20 protein-coding genes are annotated in these 15,766 nt (G+C 65.3%); 9 read left to right on the top strand and 11 right to left on the bottom strand.

Annotation, left to right across the window (positions count from 1 at the left end; translation table 11 throughout):
• Positions 1–23: 23 nt before the first annotated feature.
• From ACGHJ7_RS02380 to ACGHJ7_RS02360, 5 genes are all read left to right on the top strand, one after another.
• Positions 24–896 (top strand): F0F1 ATP synthase subunit gamma, encoded by an 873-nt coding sequence (locus tag ACGHJ7_RS02380; protein ID WP_390474314.1) that lies wholly within the window; start codon positions 24–26, stop codon positions 894–896.
• Between the two features lie 65 nt (positions 897–961).
• Complete coding sequence (locus ACGHJ7_RS02375) at positions 962–1,300, top strand: hypothetical protein (RefSeq protein ID WP_390474313.1); 339 nt, start codon at positions 962–964, stop codon at positions 1,298–1,300.
• A 57-nt stretch (positions 1,301–1,357) separates the two neighbouring features.
• On the top strand, positions 1,358–2,815 hold the full coding sequence (atpD, locus tag ACGHJ7_RS02370; protein ID WP_390474311.1) for a F0F1 ATP synthase subunit beta: 1,458 nt from the start codon (positions 1,358–1,360) through the stop codon (positions 2,813–2,815).
• Positions 2,816–2,842: 27 nt separating this feature from the next.
• Positions 2,843–3,100, top strand: a complete 258-nt coding sequence (locus tag ACGHJ7_RS02365) for an ATP synthase F1 subunit epsilon (protein WP_390474309.1) — start codon at positions 2,843–2,845, stop codon at positions 3,098–3,100.
• The gene (locus tag ACGHJ7_RS02360; RefSeq protein WP_390474307.1) at positions 3,087–4,373 is read left to right on the top strand and encodes an O-antigen ligase family protein; all 1,287 of its coding nucleotides are present in this window, start codon (positions 3,087–3,089) and stop codon (positions 4,371–4,373) included. Before ACGHJ7_RS02365 ends, ACGHJ7_RS02360 begins: the two co-directional genes overlap by 14 nt.
• An 11-nt stretch (positions 4,374–4,384) precedes the next feature.
• Here the strand turns inward: ACGHJ7_RS02360 and ACGHJ7_RS02355 are convergent, their stop codons facing one another.
• Together ACGHJ7_RS02355 and glmU are read right to left on the bottom strand one after the other, a co-directional pair.
• Positions 4,385–4,975, bottom strand: a complete 591-nt coding sequence (locus ACGHJ7_RS02355; RefSeq protein ID WP_390474305.1) for a hypothetical protein — start codon at positions 4,973–4,975, stop codon at positions 4,385–4,387.
• On the bottom strand, positions 4,972–6,330 hold the full coding sequence (glmU, locus tag ACGHJ7_RS02350; protein WP_390474303.1) for a bifunctional UDP-N-acetylglucosamine diphosphorylase/glucosamine-1-phosphate N-acetyltransferase GlmU: 1,359 nt from the start codon (positions 6,328–6,330) through the stop codon (positions 4,972–4,974). Before glmU ends, ACGHJ7_RS02355 begins: the two co-directional genes overlap by 4 nt.
• A 74-nt stretch (positions 6,331–6,404) precedes the next feature.
• On the opposite strand from glmU, the gene ACGHJ7_RS02345 reads away from it, so the two are divergent.
• Positions 6,405–7,079: an HAD hydrolase-like protein gene (locus ACGHJ7_RS02345; protein WP_390474301.1), complete on the top strand. Its 675-nt coding sequence runs from the start codon at positions 6,405–6,407 to the stop codon at positions 7,077–7,079.
• Between the two features lie 150 nt (positions 7,080–7,229).
• A complete protein-coding gene (locus tag ACGHJ7_RS02340; protein WP_390474299.1) occupies positions 7,230–8,159 on the top strand; it encodes an SDR family NAD(P)-dependent oxidoreductase in 930 nt (309 codons plus the stop codon).
• A gap of 122 nt (positions 8,160–8,281) precedes the next feature.
• Here ACGHJ7_RS02340 and ACGHJ7_RS02335 read toward each other — a convergent pair whose 3' ends face one another.
• The 4 genes from ACGHJ7_RS02335 to ACGHJ7_RS02320 form a co-directional block, all read right to left on the bottom strand.
• A complete protein-coding gene (locus ACGHJ7_RS02335; protein ID WP_390474297.1) occupies positions 8,282–8,635 on the bottom strand; it encodes a DUF2794 domain-containing protein in 354 nt (117 codons plus the stop codon).
• The gene (epsC, locus tag ACGHJ7_RS02330; RefSeq protein WP_390474534.1) at positions 8,635–9,369 is read right to left on the bottom strand and encodes a serine O-acetyltransferase EpsC; all 735 of its coding nucleotides are present in this window, start codon (positions 9,367–9,369) and stop codon (positions 8,635–8,637) included. Before epsC ends, ACGHJ7_RS02335 begins: the two co-directional genes overlap by 1 nt.
• A gap of 63 nt (positions 9,370–9,432) precedes the next feature.
• On the bottom strand, positions 9,433–10,053 hold the full coding sequence (locus ACGHJ7_RS02325; protein ID WP_390474295.1) for an ATPase: 621 nt from the start codon (positions 10,051–10,053) through the stop codon (positions 9,433–9,435).
• A gap of 11 nt (positions 10,054–10,064) precedes the next feature.
• Positions 10,065–11,375 carry a heavy-metal-associated domain-containing protein gene (locus ACGHJ7_RS02320; protein ID WP_390474293.1) on the bottom strand — a complete coding sequence of 437 codons (1,311 nt, stop codon included), beginning with the start codon at positions 11,373–11,375 and terminating at the stop codon, positions 10,065–10,067.
• 69 nt (positions 11,376–11,444) lie between these two features.
• Between ACGHJ7_RS02320 and purM the strand changes: the two genes are divergently transcribed.
• Together purM and purN are read left to right on the top strand one after the other, a co-directional pair.
• Positions 11,445–12,563, top strand: coding sequence for a phosphoribosylformylglycinamidine cyclo-ligase (gene purM, locus ACGHJ7_RS02315; RefSeq protein WP_390474533.1), 1,119 nt, complete (start codon positions 11,445–11,447; stop codon positions 12,561–12,563).
• Positions 12,556–13,530 carry a phosphoribosylglycinamide formyltransferase gene (purN, locus tag ACGHJ7_RS02310; protein ID WP_390474291.1) on the top strand — a complete coding sequence of 325 codons (975 nt, stop codon included), beginning with the start codon at positions 12,556–12,558 and terminating at the stop codon, positions 13,528–13,530. The genes purM and purN overlap by 8 nt, the downstream gene beginning before the upstream one ends.
• Here the strand turns inward: purN and ACGHJ7_RS02305 are convergent.
• The 5 genes from ACGHJ7_RS02305 to ACGHJ7_RS02285 form a co-directional block, all read right to left on the bottom strand.
• Positions 13,496–13,930, bottom strand: coding sequence for a nuclear transport factor 2 family protein (locus ACGHJ7_RS02305; protein ID WP_390474289.1), 435 nt, complete (start codon positions 13,928–13,930; stop codon positions 13,496–13,498). The genes purN and ACGHJ7_RS02305 overlap by 35 nt on opposite strands.
• Before the next feature lie 96 nt (positions 13,931–14,026).
• Positions 14,027–14,449 carry a nucleoside-diphosphate kinase gene (gene ndk / locus ACGHJ7_RS02300; RefSeq protein WP_390474287.1) on the bottom strand — a complete coding sequence of 141 codons (423 nt, stop codon included), beginning with the start codon at positions 14,447–14,449 and terminating at the stop codon, positions 14,027–14,029.
• A 51-nt stretch (positions 14,450–14,500) separates the two neighbouring features.
• On the bottom strand, positions 14,501–15,175 hold the full coding sequence (locus ACGHJ7_RS02295; RefSeq protein WP_390474285.1) for a hypothetical protein: 675 nt from the start codon (positions 15,173–15,175) through the stop codon (positions 14,501–14,503).
• Positions 15,157–15,594 carry a DNA polymerase III subunit chi gene (locus ACGHJ7_RS02290; protein ID WP_390474283.1) on the bottom strand — a complete coding sequence of 146 codons (438 nt, stop codon included), beginning with the start codon at positions 15,592–15,594 and terminating at the stop codon, positions 15,157–15,159. Before ACGHJ7_RS02290 ends, ACGHJ7_RS02295 begins: the two co-directional genes overlap by 19 nt.
• Complete coding sequence (locus ACGHJ7_RS02285) at positions 15,591–15,764, bottom strand: DUF2256 domain-containing protein (protein ID WP_390474281.1); 174 nt, start codon at positions 15,762–15,764, stop codon at positions 15,591–15,593. The genes ACGHJ7_RS02290 and ACGHJ7_RS02285 overlap by 4 nt, the downstream gene beginning before the upstream one ends.
• Positions 15,765–15,766 lie beyond the last annotated feature (2 nt).

Genomic DNA, 15,766 nt, shown 5'->3' with positions numbered 1-15,766 from the left:
TCGGTAAGAGTTAGGGAGCCAAGATGGCCTCGCTGAAAGAACTGAAAGATCGGATCGGGTCGGTCAAATCGACCCAGAAGATCACCAAGGCCAAGCAGATGGTCGCCGCGGCGAAGCTTCGCCGCGCGCAGGCCGCTGCCGAAGCTGCGCGCCCCTATGCCGAGCGTCTGTCGGACGTCATGGCCTCGCTCGCGGGCAAGGTCGGCGGCGGTGACAGCGCGCCGCGGCTTCTGGCCGGAACCGGCAGCGACAAGCGTCACCTGCTGGTCGTCGTCAACACCGACAAGGGCCTGTGCGGCGGTCTCAACTCCAACATCGTGAAGGCTGCCAAGGCCAAGGCGAAGGCGTTGCTGGCAGAAGGCAAGGACGTGCAGTTCTACCTCGTCGGCAAGAAGGGCCGCGCCCCGATCCGCCGCGATTACGCGGACCGCATCGAAGGCCATTTCGACACCAGCGAAGTGAAGACCCCCGGCTTCGACGAGGCGGAAGGTATCGCGGACGATCTGATCGAACGCTTCGAGAAAGGCGAATTCGACGTCGCCCACCTCGTCTATCCGGTTTTCAAGTCGGCACTGGCGCAGGACCCGACGGTCGACCAGCTGATCCCCGTCCCCTCGCCCGAGGAAACGGCGGCGAGCGATGCCGTGGTCGAATACGAGCCCGGCGAGGAAGAAATCCTCGAGGAATTGCTGCCGCGCTATGTGAAGACGCAGATCTTCGGCGCATTGCTGGAACGCGAGGCGTCCGAGCAGGGTGCGTCGATGACCGCGATGGACAACGCCACGCGCAATGCCGGCGACCTGATCAACGATCTCACCATCCAGTACAACCGCAGCCGCCAGGCCGCGATTACGACGGAACTCATCGAAATCATCGCAGGCGCCGAGGCGCTGTAACCAGCGGGCCGCCCTCCCCCGGGACGGCCCGACCAACACGAAGATTACAGGACGTAGATACCACCGTGACCAAGTTTGCCCTCATCCTCGCCCCCGCATTCCTTCTCGCAGCCTGCGGCGAAGAGCCTGCTGCCGAACCGGCCCCGGCCGAGACCGTGGCGCCCGAGCCGGTGAACACGCTGCCCGCCCCCGACCAGGCCCTGTTCACCACGGTCTTTGCAGAAGCCTGCCCTGAAGCGGAATCGGTCAACACGGCCGTCTGCAAGCGCGCCGGCATCGGCAGCGAAGACGTCATCTGCGAATACGGTCTCGGCGACGATGAATATCTCCGCGATTCCGCAACTCTCACCCCGGGCGAAGACGAGTGGACGCTCTCCGATCCCGAAACTGTTTGCGCCCAGTAACCATTTCCGCTGAAGCGCCCCTTATCCGCCCACCAATTGCCAGGCAGGACTGAACCAATGGCCACCGCACCCGTACTCAACCAGACCACCAACGGCACGATTGCCCAGGTCATCGGCGCCGTCGTCGACGTGCAGTTCGAAGGCGAACTGCCGCCGATCCTCACCGCTCTCGAAACGAAGAACGGCGACAACACGCTGGTTCTCGAAGTCGCGCAGCATCTTGGCGAGAACACCGTCCGCACCATCGCGATGGACGCGACCGAAGGCCTGACGCGCGGCAGCGAAGTGACCAACACCGGCGCGCAGATCAGCGTGCCCGTCGGTCCCAAGACGCTGGGCCGCATCATGAATGTCATCGGTGAGCCGATCGACGAACTGGGCCCCGTCGGCGCGGAAAAGTCGATGCCGATCCACGCCGAAGCCCCGGCCTTCATCGACCAGTCGACCGAAGCGGCCATTCTGGTCACGGGCATCAAGGTGATCGACCTTCTCGCCCCTTATGCAAAGGGCGGCAAGATCGGCCTGTTCGGCGGCGCCGGCGTCGGCAAGACCGTTCTCATTCAGGAACTGATCAACAACATCGCGAAGGGTCACGGCGGCGTGTCTGTCTTCGCCGGCGTGGGTGAGCGTACCCGTGAAGGGAACGACCTCTACCACGAATTCCTCGATGCAGAGGTCATCAAGAAGGACGCGAACGGCGTCGCGACGCCCGAAGGGTCCAAGGTGGCCCTCGTCTTCGGCCAGATGAACGAGCCTCCGGGCGCACGTGCCCGCGTTGCTCTCTCGGGCCTGACCATGGCGGAATATTTCCGTGACGAGGAAGGCCAGGACGTCCTGTTCTTCGTCGACAACATCTTCCGCTTCACGCAGGCGGGTTCGGAAGTGTCGGCCCTGCTCGGCCGTATTCCTTCGGCCGTGGGCTACCAGCCGACCCTGTCGACCGACATGGGCAATCTGCAGGAACGCATCACCTCCACCACGAAGGGGTCGATCACCTCGGTGCAGGCCATCTACGTTCCCGCCGATGACCTTACCGACCCGGCGCCTGCAACCTCGTTTGCCCACCTCGACGCCACGACGACGCTGAACCGCGCGATTTCGGAGCTGGGCATTTATCCGGCCGTCGACCCGCTCGATTCCACCAGCCGCGTGCTGGAGCCGCGCGTCGTGGGCCAGGAGCACTACGAAACCGCTCGCAAGGTCCAGGAAACGCTGCAGAAGTACAAGTCGCTGCAGGACATCATCGCCATTCTCGGGATGGACGAGCTGTCGGAAGAGGACAAGCTGACCGTCGCCCGTGCGCGCAAGATCCAGAAGTTCCTCAGCCAGCCGTTCCACGTGGCCGAAGTCTTCACCAGCATTCCGGGCGAGTTCGTCCAGCTGGAAGACACGGTGAAGTCGTTCAAGGCAGTCGTGGACGGCGAATACGACCACCTGCCGGAAAACGCCTTCTACATGGTCGGCGGCATCGACCAGGCGGTCGAGAAGGCCAAGAAGATGGCCGACGAAGCCTAAGCACTCCGCAACTGGAAACCAAGCGACATGCCCCTCCATTTCGAACTCGTCACCCCGGCAAAGCAGGTCCGTTCCGAGGAAGTCCACATGGTGGTCGTTCCCGGTGCGGATGGCGATTTCGGCGTGCTGGAGGGGCATGCGCCCTTCATGTCCGTCATTCGTGACGGCGCGGTGCAGGTCTATCGCAGCGAAGGCGCTGCGCCCGAGGAAATCGCCGTGCGCGGCGGCTTTGCCGAGGTCGGCGACAAGGGCCTGACCGTGCTCGCGGAACATGTCGACGGCTGAGTCCCCTGCGACGGTTTCCCGTTATGCCGGGCCGCTCGCGCTTCTCCTGATCGCTACGTGCGCCCCGCTTTTCGGCGCATTGACCTTCGACCTTTCGCAAGGTGCCAGTGTCACCCGCGGCCTCTGGCTGCCGGTCATCGGCATCGAAATCGCGCTGATCCTGACAGCACGTGCCGGCGGCTTTCGCCCGGTGCCGGCCATCGGGTTCCTGCCGCGCAGCGTTTCATGGCCCCTGGGCACCTGGTTTGCAGGCGCGGTGGGTGCCGCATTTCTTGCGGATGACCGACCTGCTGCAGTGATCTTCCTGACCTATTCGGTCATCCATGTGATGACGGCCATCGCCCTGCATGACCGGTTTGCGAACAATTGGGCTCCGCTGCGCCGCGCAGCCCTCGTTGCGCTGGCCGCCGGGATCGCCGCGTTCGTTCTTCTAGCCCACATCTATGCCTCGCTCGCCGTTGCAGAGCAGGGTTTTGATTGGATGCTGTTCGGACTGGCCGTGACCAATGTCCGCCACCTCGGCTTCTACGCGGTGTCGCTTGCAGGGATCGGTGTCGGTCTGCTGGCCGCATCGGACCTCCGGCCGACAGAGCCCGGCAAGTGGCTGATCCCGTTCCTGCTGACCGCTGCCGGACTTTATTTCGTGGCATGGACCGGCGGCCGTTCGCCCTTCCTGTCGGTGCTCGTGATTACCGCCGCGTTGATGGTGGTCATGGGGCCGGGCCAGCGATTGAAACTTTTCCTGTCGGTCATTCTCCTGGCGGCAGCCGTGATGCCGCTGACATTCCTGACCGCCCCCGAAAGCAAGCATTACGGCCTGGAGAACATTGTCGGCCGGACCACCGGGGAGGCCGAGAAGAAGAGCCCGTCCATCGGCATCAGGACGGAAATGTGGGCGCAGACGGCGCAGAAAATCACCGAGGCCCCCCTTCTAGGCTATGGCCAGAACAATTGGCGTACCAAGGTGGCAGCATCGAACGATGCGAACGCGCATCCCCACAACATGATCATGCAGGTCCTGTTCGACTGGGGAATTGTCGGCGCCCTGTCGCTTGCGGTAATCGCGCTGACCGGCCTTTCGCGGCTGCGCGGGTGGATAGCCGCCAATTCGTCCGTCGCTTTGCCGGCCATGGGCGGACTAGCAGGTCTGGGGGCGATGAGCATGACCGATGGCGTCCTGTTCTTCGCCTTCCCGCAATTCGTGATTGCCGTGTGTATCGCCGTCCTGGCGTCCATCCGGACCATCCGGGGCAACGACGCAGCCCCTAGCTGATCCGCAGCGGATCAGTCCGGAATGAAGATTTCCCGCGACACTCCGCCATAAGTCTCCCCTGCTGCGACATCGACGCTGTCGACCGTCTCGGCCTTGCAAATCCGTTCCGCGACAATCTTGCCGCCGCGAACCACCATCACGCCGTCGGTGATCTTCGGATGGTTCGGCTCCCCCGGTTCGAAATTGGTCCGGACGATCCGGCTGAAGACGATGTAGCGCGTCTCGCCATTGATAAACGCGACCTGCGCCTCGCCGCCGCCGGCATAGGGCACTTGCGCGAAGCGACCGCCGGTGAGGACGATTTCCGCCAGGCGTTCGCCGAACCGGTACTGGACCTCGCCATCGCTGCCGCACACGGCAATGGTCCGCCCGCCGGAGGTTTCGCAGGAAAAGATCGTCTGTTCCGACTGGCTGCAAGCCACTTGCGGGGGTACTGATGTCTGGACACCGGCCGTCTTTGCAACCTCGCGCACAGGGCGCTCCGCCACTTCGCCAGTTTCCACGCCTGCGCCCGGTGCGGCGTCCGCACGGCCAGCTTCCGGTGCGGGATCGCTGCAGGCGGCCAGCGCCAGCACCGCCCCGATGCCACAGAGCCGCTTCACGATTTCGCCGCGGCTGCTTTTTTCTTCTTCATCGCATCGTGGAACCTGTCGGCCCAACCCGGCTTCACCGCCTGTTCCGCCCGTTCCATCCGCAGTTCTCCGTCGTCCACGTCCCGCGTCACCGTGCTGCCGGCCGCGACGATGGCATCCGCGCCGATCGATACCGGCGCAACCAGTGCGCTGTTCGATCCGATGAAGGCCCGCTCGCCGATCTTCGTCTGGTATTTGAAATAGCCATCGTAATTGCAGGTGATGGTGCCTGCGCCGATATTGGCTCCCGCTCCCACCGTGGCATCGCCGAGATAGGTCAGGTGGTTCACCTTTGCGCCCTCGCCCAGCACCGCCTTCTTCATTTCGACGAAATTACCGACCTTCGCGCCTTTTTCCAGCACCGCGCCGGGGCGCAGGCGGGCGTAGGGGCCGACCTCGCAGCCCTCGCCCAGCGTTGCGCCTTCCAGGTGACTGAAGGCGCGCACCGTGCATTTGTCCGCGATTTTGACGCCAGGACCGAAAACGACATTCGGTTCCACGACCACATCGCGGCCCAGCTGCGTATCGTAACTGAAGAAGACGGTTTCCGGTGCCTTCAGCGTAACCCCGTCCGCCATGGCGTCCTCGCGCCGCACGTCCTGCCACTGCGCCTCTGCCCGCGCCAGTTCCGCGCGGCTGTTGATACCCTGCACCTCGTCCGGGCTGTCGGTGGTCACCGCCGCGCAGGTCCGACCGTCGGCCAGCGCAATATTCACGATGTCGGGCAGGTAGTATTCGCCCTGCGCGTTGTCGTTGCCCACCCGGTCGAGCAGCGCGAACAGGTCGTCCGCCCTCGCCGCCATCAGGCCCGAATTGCACAGCGTGCAGCCGCGCTCTTCCTCGCTCGCATCCTTGTATTCGACCATCTTGGCGATGCGGCCCTCGTCATCGGTCAACACCCGGCCATAGGCGCCCGCATCCTCCGGCTCGAAGCCCAGCACCACCGCGGCGGGGGCATCGCCTTCCTCCAGCCGGTCGAGCATGGCCTGCATCGTTTCCGGCCGCACGAAGGGCACGTCGCCATACATGACCAGCACCGCGCCGGTGAAGCCGGACAGCGCCTCGCGCGCCTGCTGCACCGCGTGACCCGTGCCGTGCTGCGGTTCCTGCAGGCAGGTCTGCGCATCGTCCCCCAGCGCCGCTTCCAGCTGCTCGCGCCCGGCCCCGACGACGACGACCTTGCGTGCCGGTGACAGCGTGTCGACCGAGGCCATCAGGTGATGCAGCATGGAGCGCCCGGCAATCGGGTGCAGCACCTTGTGCAGGTCGCTTTTCATGCGGGTGCCCTTGCCCGCGGCGAGGATGACGGCGGCGAAATCGGTCATGCGAACTCCTGAATTTTGCTCCCTTTGCCACCCTTTCCTTGCGGAATGAAGAAGCTTGCGTCAGGCCAGCGCGTATGAACGATTTTCCTTTCGCCGCAATCGGCTTCGATCTGGACGGCACGCTGCTGGACACCTTCCGCGACCTGGGAGCGGCGGTGAACCACGCACTGGAAGCCGGCGGCTTCGCGCCCGTGCCGGTGGACAGCAGCAAGGACCTGATCGGCGGGGGCGCGAAGATCATGCTGAAACGCGCGGTGGACCGGCAGGGCGGCATGGCGGACGACGAATTCCACGCGCTCTACAAGCAGATGCTGGCCTATTACGCCGAGAACAACGCGGTCCATTCCCGGCCCTATCCGGGCGTGCTGGAAACGCTCGACACGCTGGCGGCCAAGGGCGTGACCATGGCTGTCGTGACCAACAAGTTCGAAGCGTTCGCCCGCTCTGTCCTGACCCAGCTTGGCATGGCGGACCGCTTCGTCGCCATCATCGGCGGCGATACGATGGGGAAAGGCAATGCCAAGCCCAAGCCCGACCCGGTGATCGAGGCGCGGCGCGCGTGCTGCGCATCGGATGCCCGCTTCGCCTTTGTCGGGGACAGCACATACGACGTGAACGCGGCGAAGGCGGCAGGCGTGCCGGTCGTCGCGGCAGCCTATGGCTATTGCGACAAGCCGCCAGCCGAGCTGGGGGCGGACGCCGTAATCGAGCGATTCGAGGATTTGTTGCCCGCGCTTGAAGCATTGTAACACGCCCCGCGCGGCCTGACCTTACGGCACGCAGGCCCCGTCTTTCCGCTGTTGCAACGCAGCATGGAACCTGCCACCCGTGCCGGCGATTGACGTGTGCGTAAGGCACGCGCTCAAGCCATTTATCACCCTCAAGTGGAGAGACACCCCATGAGCATTTCGTTCAAAGACAAAGTCGCCATCGTCACCGGCGCAGGCGGCGGCCTGGGCAAGGAATACGCCCTCGAACTCGCCCGCCGCGGTGCGAAGGTCGTCGTCAACGACCTGGGCGGTTCGCGCGACGGAACCGGTTCTTCCGACGCAGCGGCGCAGGTTGTCGAGGAAATCGAGAAGGCCGGCGGCGAAGCCATGGCCAATGGCGGCAGCGTCACCGAATTCGACCAGATGGAAAAGATGGTCGCCGACGCCAAGCAGAAGTGGGGCGGCGTCCACATCCTCATCAACAATGCCGGCGTCCTGCGCGACAAGAGCTTCGCCAAGATGAGCCCGGAAGACTTCGAATTCGTGGTCAAGGTCCACCTGACCGGCAGCGCGTTCGCCACCAAGGCCGTGTGGGAAACCATGCGCGAGCAGGCCTATGGCCGCATCCTGATGACCGCCAGCAGCACCGGCCTGTTCGGCAATTTCGGCCAGGCGAATTACGGCGCGGCCAAGCTGGGCCTCGCCGGCCTGACGAAGACGCTGTATCTCGAAGGCGCGAAGTACAACATCAAGGTGAACACCCTGTCGCCCGTCGCAGGCACGCGCATGACGCAGGACCTGTTCCCCGAAGAGGCGTTCAAGCTGTTCGACCCGGTCAATGTCGTCCCCGCCGCGCTGTTCCTGGTGAGTGAAGACAGCCCGTCCAACGCCATCGTCGGCGCAGGCGCTGGTGGCTTCCACTCCAGCTGGACCGTGATGAACGACGCCGTCTGGCTGCCCGACGGCGAGCGTACGGTCGAAGGTTTCGCCGAGAACTGGGACAAGATCAGCGACTTCTCCAACCTCAAGGCGCCGAAATCCGGTAACGAGCAGTCGGGCGCGATCCTGACCGCCATGCAGAAGGTGACCGGCACCGGTCCCGACAGCGCACGGGGCTGAGGCCCGCCGGTTCCTGACCGGCAGGGACTCCATATCAAGAGAAAGGCCCGCGCCCCCTGGAAGGGAGCGCGGGCCTTTTTCGTGCCGACAACGCGTTCGCAGTGCCGCGCCTTGTTACAGGGCTAGTCGTCGACCGCTTTCAGCAGGCGTCGTTCCATCGGGGCCAGCACGCCGGCGAGGTCGTGCCCGCGCTTCAGCACCTGGCCATGCTCGCCGAACAGGGTCCACAGCCCCTGCCGGTTGCGCAGCGACGGTCGTTTCTCCACCCGCGCCTGCGGGCGTTCCGCGGCGCGGCGGAAGGCTGCGAAGATGGCGGCATCCTTCGTGAAGTCCATTGCGTAGTCGCGCCATTCGCCGGCTGCGACCATGCGGCCGTACAGGTCCAGGATGCGCTGCAATTCGTCGCGCTGGAAACCGATCTGGTTTGCGCGGGCGGCAGGGAAGGCGACAATTTTTGCGCCGGGGCTGGATACCATCAGTCGGCGGTCCCGCTACGGCGGCCGATGCCCCCATCGGCAGGTGGCGTCAGGCGTTCGGCTTTCAGCGCCTCCAGCTCCGCCTTCAGGGCGGCGAGGTCGGCCTCCAGAACTTCGACCCGGCGACTGCCCTCGGCGACCTTCTCCCCGAACTGCTCTTCGCACGGATCGTCGCAGGGCGTGCCGTAGGGAAGGAATTCGCGCAGCCATTCCTCCGCCGGGACCAGCGTGCTGCGCGCCTTCAGCCCGATCATCGTCGCGCCTTCCGGCACTTCGTCGGTGACGACAGCATTGGCCCCGATACGCGCACGGCGGCCCACCGTTATGGGGCCGATGACCTGCGCGCCGGAACCGATGATGACGCTATCGCCGATAGTCGGATGCCGCTTCCCGCCAATGCCGTTGGTCGGGTTCGTCCCGCCCAGCGTCACGCATTGGTAGATGGTCACATCGTCGCCGATCACGGCGGTTTCCCCGATGACGGTAAAGCCGTGGTCGATGAACAGGTTCTTCCCGATCTTCGCGCCGGGATGAATGTCGATCGCGGTCAGGAAGCGCGAGAAATGGTTCACGAAGCGGGCCAGGAAATACAGCTTCGCCTCGAAAAGCCAGTGCGCCACGCGGTGCAGGCCAAGGGCGAGCACGCCGGGATACAGCAGAATTTCCCAGCGCGAGCGCGGGGCCGGATCGCGCGCGCGAACCGAGTCCAGATAACGGATCAGGCCATTCAGCATGGGCGTCTCATCCTCCGGAATCTCCCACTTTTTCATCCCCGGCGCAAGCTGCGCCGCAGGACCTCACAACAGGCGGGCCTGTTCCGGGCCCTGCACGGCCTCCAGCGCGTCGCGCCAGATGCCCATGGTCGGCGGTGCCTTGCGCTCGAGGCTCAGCCGGTCGATCGCTGCCACCACCCGCTCTATCTCGGCAAAGCTGCGGGTTACGCGCGGCACGAGATAGGTAAGAGCGCCCTCGCCCAATGCCAAGCCATGGCGCGCCGCGTGCAGTTCGATCAGCTCTGCCAGCATGGCATCGTCGGGTTGGCCGATGCCTATGTGAAGCGCCGCGCCGAGGCGGGACCTGAGGTCGGGCAGCGCTATGTCCCACGCTTCGTCCTTTGCCACCAGGAGCAAAGCCTCGCCTTCTTCCTGCGCCCGGTTCCAGCGGTGGAACAGCTCCGTTTCGTCGATTGTATCCGCGCCGTCGATAATCGCGCCCTTCCCCGCCAGTTCGAACCAGCGCGCCAGCAGCGACTTGCCCGAGCGCGGAGGTCCGGTGAGGATAGCGGTGCGATAGGGCCAGGCCAAGGGATCGGCCAGCGCATCGACGGCCTTGCGGTTGGCGGACCCGACGATGATCCTGTGGGCCTGTCCGTCGGCGCCAGGCGCAAGCGGGAGCGCAATCTGGGAAGGGGCAGCCACCAGCCGCCGGCCTAGCGCCTGACGGAAAGCGCGTTCGAACCCTGCGTAACCGCAAAGCCGCGGCCCCGCAGCGCCGCTGCCAGTTCGGACAGCGATCCCGTATAGGTCACGCTCATCACCGATGTGCCCCCGATGGCCAGCGAGGTCGTCGCCGCGCCGCGCACGCCCGGAGTGGAGCGGACCCCGGCCAGCGAGGCGTCGATAGAGCCCGCATCGGGCGTCGCGAAATAGACGACATAGGACGCGGCGGCTGCCGGTTCCGGTGCCGCTGTCGGTTCGTCCGAAGGCGTATCCGCCTGCGCTTCCCGGTTGCGCGCAGCCTCTGCCGCGCGGCGTGCGGCGGCGGCTTCCTGCTCTGCCCGCCGGCCGGCATCGATCAGTTGCTGGATCGCGGGATCGATGCGCCCGCCGGTCTGGTTGAGCGTGGGATCGGGCTTCAGCACACCGTCCGCCAGCGCCTTTTCGTAGACCGTCTCGAACCGCTCGATCGCCTGTTCGTACATGGCCGGGATCTGCCGCGGATTGCCGACGCGCAGGGTGAAGCTATCGAGATATTCGTTGTCGGGACCGTGGCGTGCAATGAAGTGCCCGCTAACGGGGCCGCCGGGATATTCATGGTCCAGCCTGGCAATGGCAACGATCACGTCCGATGCGCCGAACTGGTTCAGGATATTGCGCCACCATGCGCGGCTTCGCCGGTTCAGCTGGCCCGCGGTGATCAGCAGGGAATCGCCGCCCGCGCCCGACGGACGGACATAGTCGATCCGGCTGGATCCGGCCTGGTATTCCGCCCATGCGCGCTGCCATGGATTGCGCTGTTCGTAGATCAGCTGCGATCCGCCGGTCACCGTCATCGGCAGCAGCAGCAGCGGTGCGGAACGGGCGCGCCGGTCGCCGCGGCCGAGGTAACCGCCGGCGCGCGCCCGGTCGAAGATGACGCCCAGCGTGGCGACATAGCGCCGGGGACCGACACGCTCACGCTCGATCACGATGGCGGAAACGAGCGATTGCAACTGGCCATCGGACAGCGTCGGGCCGCCGATCTTGGCCCATGCCTCGCGCTGCGCCACTCGCCAGCCTTCGCTGCGCGCATCTTCCGGTGAATCGCCGGTCACGTCGACCTCGATCCCGCCGACATCGATATCGCTACTCGCCACCACCGCGGAAATGCCGCGGTCGCCCTCTACCTGCGCATTGACGAAGCCCGGACCCCAGCTCGCTGCGACAATGCCGGCCACGGCCATCGCGGACAACCCGGCAAGCGCGAAAGCTCGCATTCGGGGCGTCACCGGGACGGATGGAAGGGCGATGGACCGTGTCATGGGGAAAATCGCCAGCCTTTTGCCGAAAGGGCCGTGCGATTCCAAGCGCGAATGCGTATGGGCGTGGACATGACCGGGGACAATCCAGACAAGCAAAGCGGCCAGGACGGCTATACCTACGCGCAGGCAGGGGTCTCGATCGAGGCCGGCAACGCATTGGTGAAGGCGATCGGCCCCCTGGTGAAGGCAACCGCCCGGCCCGGTGCAGGTGCGGAAATCGGCGGCTTCGGCGGCTTTTTCGATCCGAAGGCGGCTGGCTACACAGACCCGCTTCTCGTCGCCGCGAATGACGGCGTCGGGACCAAGCTGAAGCTCGCCATCGATTACGACCGGCACGAAGGGGTGGGAATCGACCTCGTCGCGATGTGCGTCAACGACCTGATCGTTCAGGGCGCGGAACCGCTTTTCTTCCTCGACTATTTCGCGACCGGAAAACTGGAAAACGGCGTGGCGGAGCGGGTGGTCGCCAGCATCGCTGGCGGCTGCAAGGAAAGCGGATGCGCGCTGATCGGCGGGGAAACGGCAGAGATGCCCGGCATGTATGCACCGGGCGATTACGACCTCGCCGGGTTCTGCGTCGGCGCGGTGGAGCGCGGCGAGCAGTTGACCGGCGAGCGTGTGGCCCCCGGCCATGTCCTGCTGGGCCTCGCGTCCTCCGGCGTGCATTCCAACGGTTTCTCGCTCGTCCGGCGGCTGGCTGCGGACAAGGGCTGGGATCTGGCAGCGCCCGCCCCGTTCGATGCAGAGCGCGCGTTGATCGACACGCTGCTCGCGCCGACGCGCCTCTATGTGGCCAGCCTGCTGCCTGCGATCCGCGCAGGCGAGATCGATGCGCTGGCCCACATCACGGGCGGCGGCCTGCTGGAAAACATTCCCCGCGTCCTGCCCGCCAATGCCCATGCCGTCGTCGATGCGGACGCCTGGCAGCAGCCCGGCCTGATGGCGTTCCTGCAGGAACAGGGCAGCATCGCGCCCGAAGAAATGGCCCGCACCTTCAATTGCGGCATCGGCATGGTCCTCGCCGTTACACCGGCCAATGTGGATGCCGTGACGCAGCGCCTGTCCGGCGCCGGCGAGACAGTGGTGCCGATCGGCGAGATCGTGGAGGGCCAGTCCGGTTGCACCGTCCGCGGGAGCGCGGGCACGTGGTCCGCAGGCGAAGCCTGGGAAGCGACGCATCTTGGCTGACAATCCCCGGGCGAAGGTGGCGGTGCTGGTTTCCGGGACCGGCACGAACATGGCCGCATTGCTCTATGCCAGCCGCTTGCCCGGTGCTGCCTACGAAATCGTGCTGGTCGCCAGCAACGACCCCGAGGCCGGGGCGCTGGCGCTTGCCCGGGCAGAGAGCATCCCGACCTTCGCGCTTTCCCACCGGGGCATGACACGGGCCGATCACGACGCCGCGATGGACGCAGCGATCAGGTACGCGGGCGCGACCCATGTCGCACTGGCCGGATACATGCGCATCCTGGGCGACGAGATGGCGCGTAAATGGGAAGGCTGGATGCTGAACATCCACCCATCGCTCCTCCCGCTCTATCCGGGTCTCGACACCCATTCGCGCGCGATTGCGGCCGGGGACACGCATGGCGGGGCATCGGTACACCTCGTCATTCCGGAACTGGACGCCGGCGAGGTGCTGGGACAGGTACGCGTCGCCATCGGCGCGGACGACACGCCCGATACGCTCGCACGCCGGGTGAAGATTGCCGAGCACCAGCTCTATCCCCGCGTGCTGTCGGAATACGTGTCGCGCGGCTACGATGCCGATTACCTGCTGGAACGGGTTGCCGCGCTTGCTCTCGCCCTGCCGGGGACGGAGCGAACGACCAGTCACGGTTCCCCAGCCTTCAAGCTGGCAGGCAAGTCGGGCAAGTTCTTCGCCCATTTCAGCGATCGCCATCACGGTGTGCCGCATATCGCGGTCCTGGCGAAGACCAGCGGGCAGGAAGAGCTGGCACAATTGTGCGAACGCGACCCGGCCACGTTCTACAAGCCTGCCTATTACGGGGCGAGCGGATGGGTGGGCATCGTGCTGAACCGCGCGGATGTGGACTGGAGCCAGGTCGAATACTGGCTGGAGCGAAGCTGGCGCAGCGTCGCGCCCAAACGGCTCGCGGCTACACAGCCCGGGCGGGAGCCTGAGGCGTATTGACGGACGGGTGCGGACCGTCGCCGTATTTCTCGACTGCGCGAACGATCGAAACGGGCTCGTCACCGCGAAACGTCTGGATGCGGCAGACGCGCGACCGGCGGAAACTGATCTGCCACTGAATTCGGCAGGTGAGGCGTTCGTCGCGGGCCGTCTGGTCGCCCGACATCAGGATCTGGTCACCGGACACGCCAAGTTCGCCATATTCGATCCGGACATCCAGATCGAGTTTCGCAAAGCGTTCGACGAATTGCAGGAAGATGTCCCGGCCGCGCAGTTCGACCTGCCTGGAATCGACGAAGACGAAATCTTCGGTCACAAGCCGGCGCACGGCTTCGGCATCGCCGCCCGTGACGGCCGCGATGATCCGCTTCGCCTTCTCTTTCCTGGACCTCCCGAACATGAGGAGAACCTAGCAGAAAGGCTGCGTTCAGGCGAATGCGGGGAATGGCGGATTTCCGCCATTCCCCCTATATCGTTTGATATGCTATCCGGCCAATCAGCCGACGATTTCGCTGTCGTCAAAGAAGAACGCGATTTCCGTAGCGGCATTTTCTTCCGAGTCGGAACCGTGGACCGTGTTCTCGCCGATGGACAGCGCGTGGGTCTTGCGAATGGTGCCCTCGTCCGCTTCGGCGGGGTTGGTTGCGCCCATGATGTCGCGGTTGCGGGTGACGGCATCTTCGCCTTCCAGCACCTGCACGACAACCGGTTCGCTGATCATGAAGTCGACCAGTTCACCGAAGAAGGGGCGTTCCTTGTGAACCGCGTAGAAGCCTTCGGCCTGTTCCTTCGACATGTGGATACGCTTGGAAGCGACGACGCGCAGGCCGGCTTCTTCCAGCATCTTGGTGACGGCACCGGTCAGGTTGCGGCGCGTGGCATCGGGCTTGATGATCGAAAAGGTGCGGGTTACCGCCATGAGTATTTCCTTGGGCTTGGTTGAATTGTCGGGGGGATATGGGCCGCGCCATTAGCGCCGGGGCGCCATTCGGGCAAGCGTTCTTGGCGAATGGCGCTCGTACGTGTCAGGAACCCGATACGGCCGCGTCTGCCGCCGCCTTGCCACAATATGCAATTGCACCGCCGTTGCGTCGCGGTAGGTGATGCTAGTCCCATCGGCACCACCGCCGGGCGCTCCCTCGTCCCCTGCATCCACGATCGGCCCGCGGCTGCTGTCGGGTGCGACCCGTGCCCGGGCCGCGTGCATGGTCAGGCGTTCCCGCCCCTTGCCCAGCGCGATATAGGTGACGGCTGTCGAACCGCCCATGTCGAACGCGCTTTCCAGGCCGGCTTCGTCGGCGGCCGAGCGGTAGAAGGCAGCGACCGCCGAAGGGCTTTCGTCCGTGACCAACTCGATCAATGCGATCTCGAGGCCGCGGGGAGAGGATACGTGGGTCGCCTGCGTCACCTCGGCCCCCGGCATGACGGGAAGATCGACCTGCAGCGGCGCAGCGATGGCCGGGCCGGACAGCATGGTCGCGTCCCGGTCGCCCATTGGTGCGGATGCGCGCACCTCCCCTGTTTCGGGATCGGTTTCGTAAGTCCCGGTCCGGGGGGCCGGTTCCTCTTCCCCGTCGCACGCGGCCAGAGCCAGAGCGCCCGCCGCGAGTAGCGCGAACGGACGGCCTAGCCCAGGCGTTGCCACCGGCCGCCCTCCTGCTTCAGGAAATTCTTTTTCAGCCCATCTTCCGTGGAGAACGCCTTCCACAATTCGCGCGCGGCCTGCCTGCGTTCTTCCCCGAACAGCAGCATCACGCGCTCGAACTCGCGCGCATCCTCACGCCAGATGCCGTCGGCCAGCATAGCAAAACCGGCCTCGTTCGCCTGCGTCGGCTCTTCGCCCAGCAGAATCGGCTGGCGCGCCGCATTACTGTCCGATGCGAAACCATGGGCGAGGAAAGCATCGCCCTCCCGTTCCCACAAGGCACGGTCCAGCGCGGTGCGCAAGGCATCGTCCCGCGCCGCGATGGACAGGCGCCCGCCCGCCTCCAGCGTCTTGCGCGCCAGCAGGGGGACGACGGCGGTCACCGGATCAGCGTCCAGCAGGTAGAAATCCACCCTCACGATCCGGCTCCCGTTGCCGGACCGGCGGACTTGGCGGAACGGCGGCAGCGTTCGGAACAATATTTCACATTGTCCCAGTCACGCTCCCACTTCTTGCGCCAGTTGAACGGCAGGCCGCAGGACGCGCAAATCTTGCTCGGCAAGTCGCCTTTCCTGCGCATCTTTCCCATGG

The organism is Altererythrobacter sp. MTPC7, assembly GCF_042851395.1.
Lineage (GTDB): Bacteria > Pseudomonadota > Alphaproteobacteria > Sphingomonadales > Sphingomonadaceae > CAJXSN01.
The sequence above is the reverse complement of the archived record's forward strand: the minus strand, read 5'-3'. Positions and strand labels throughout refer to the sequence as shown.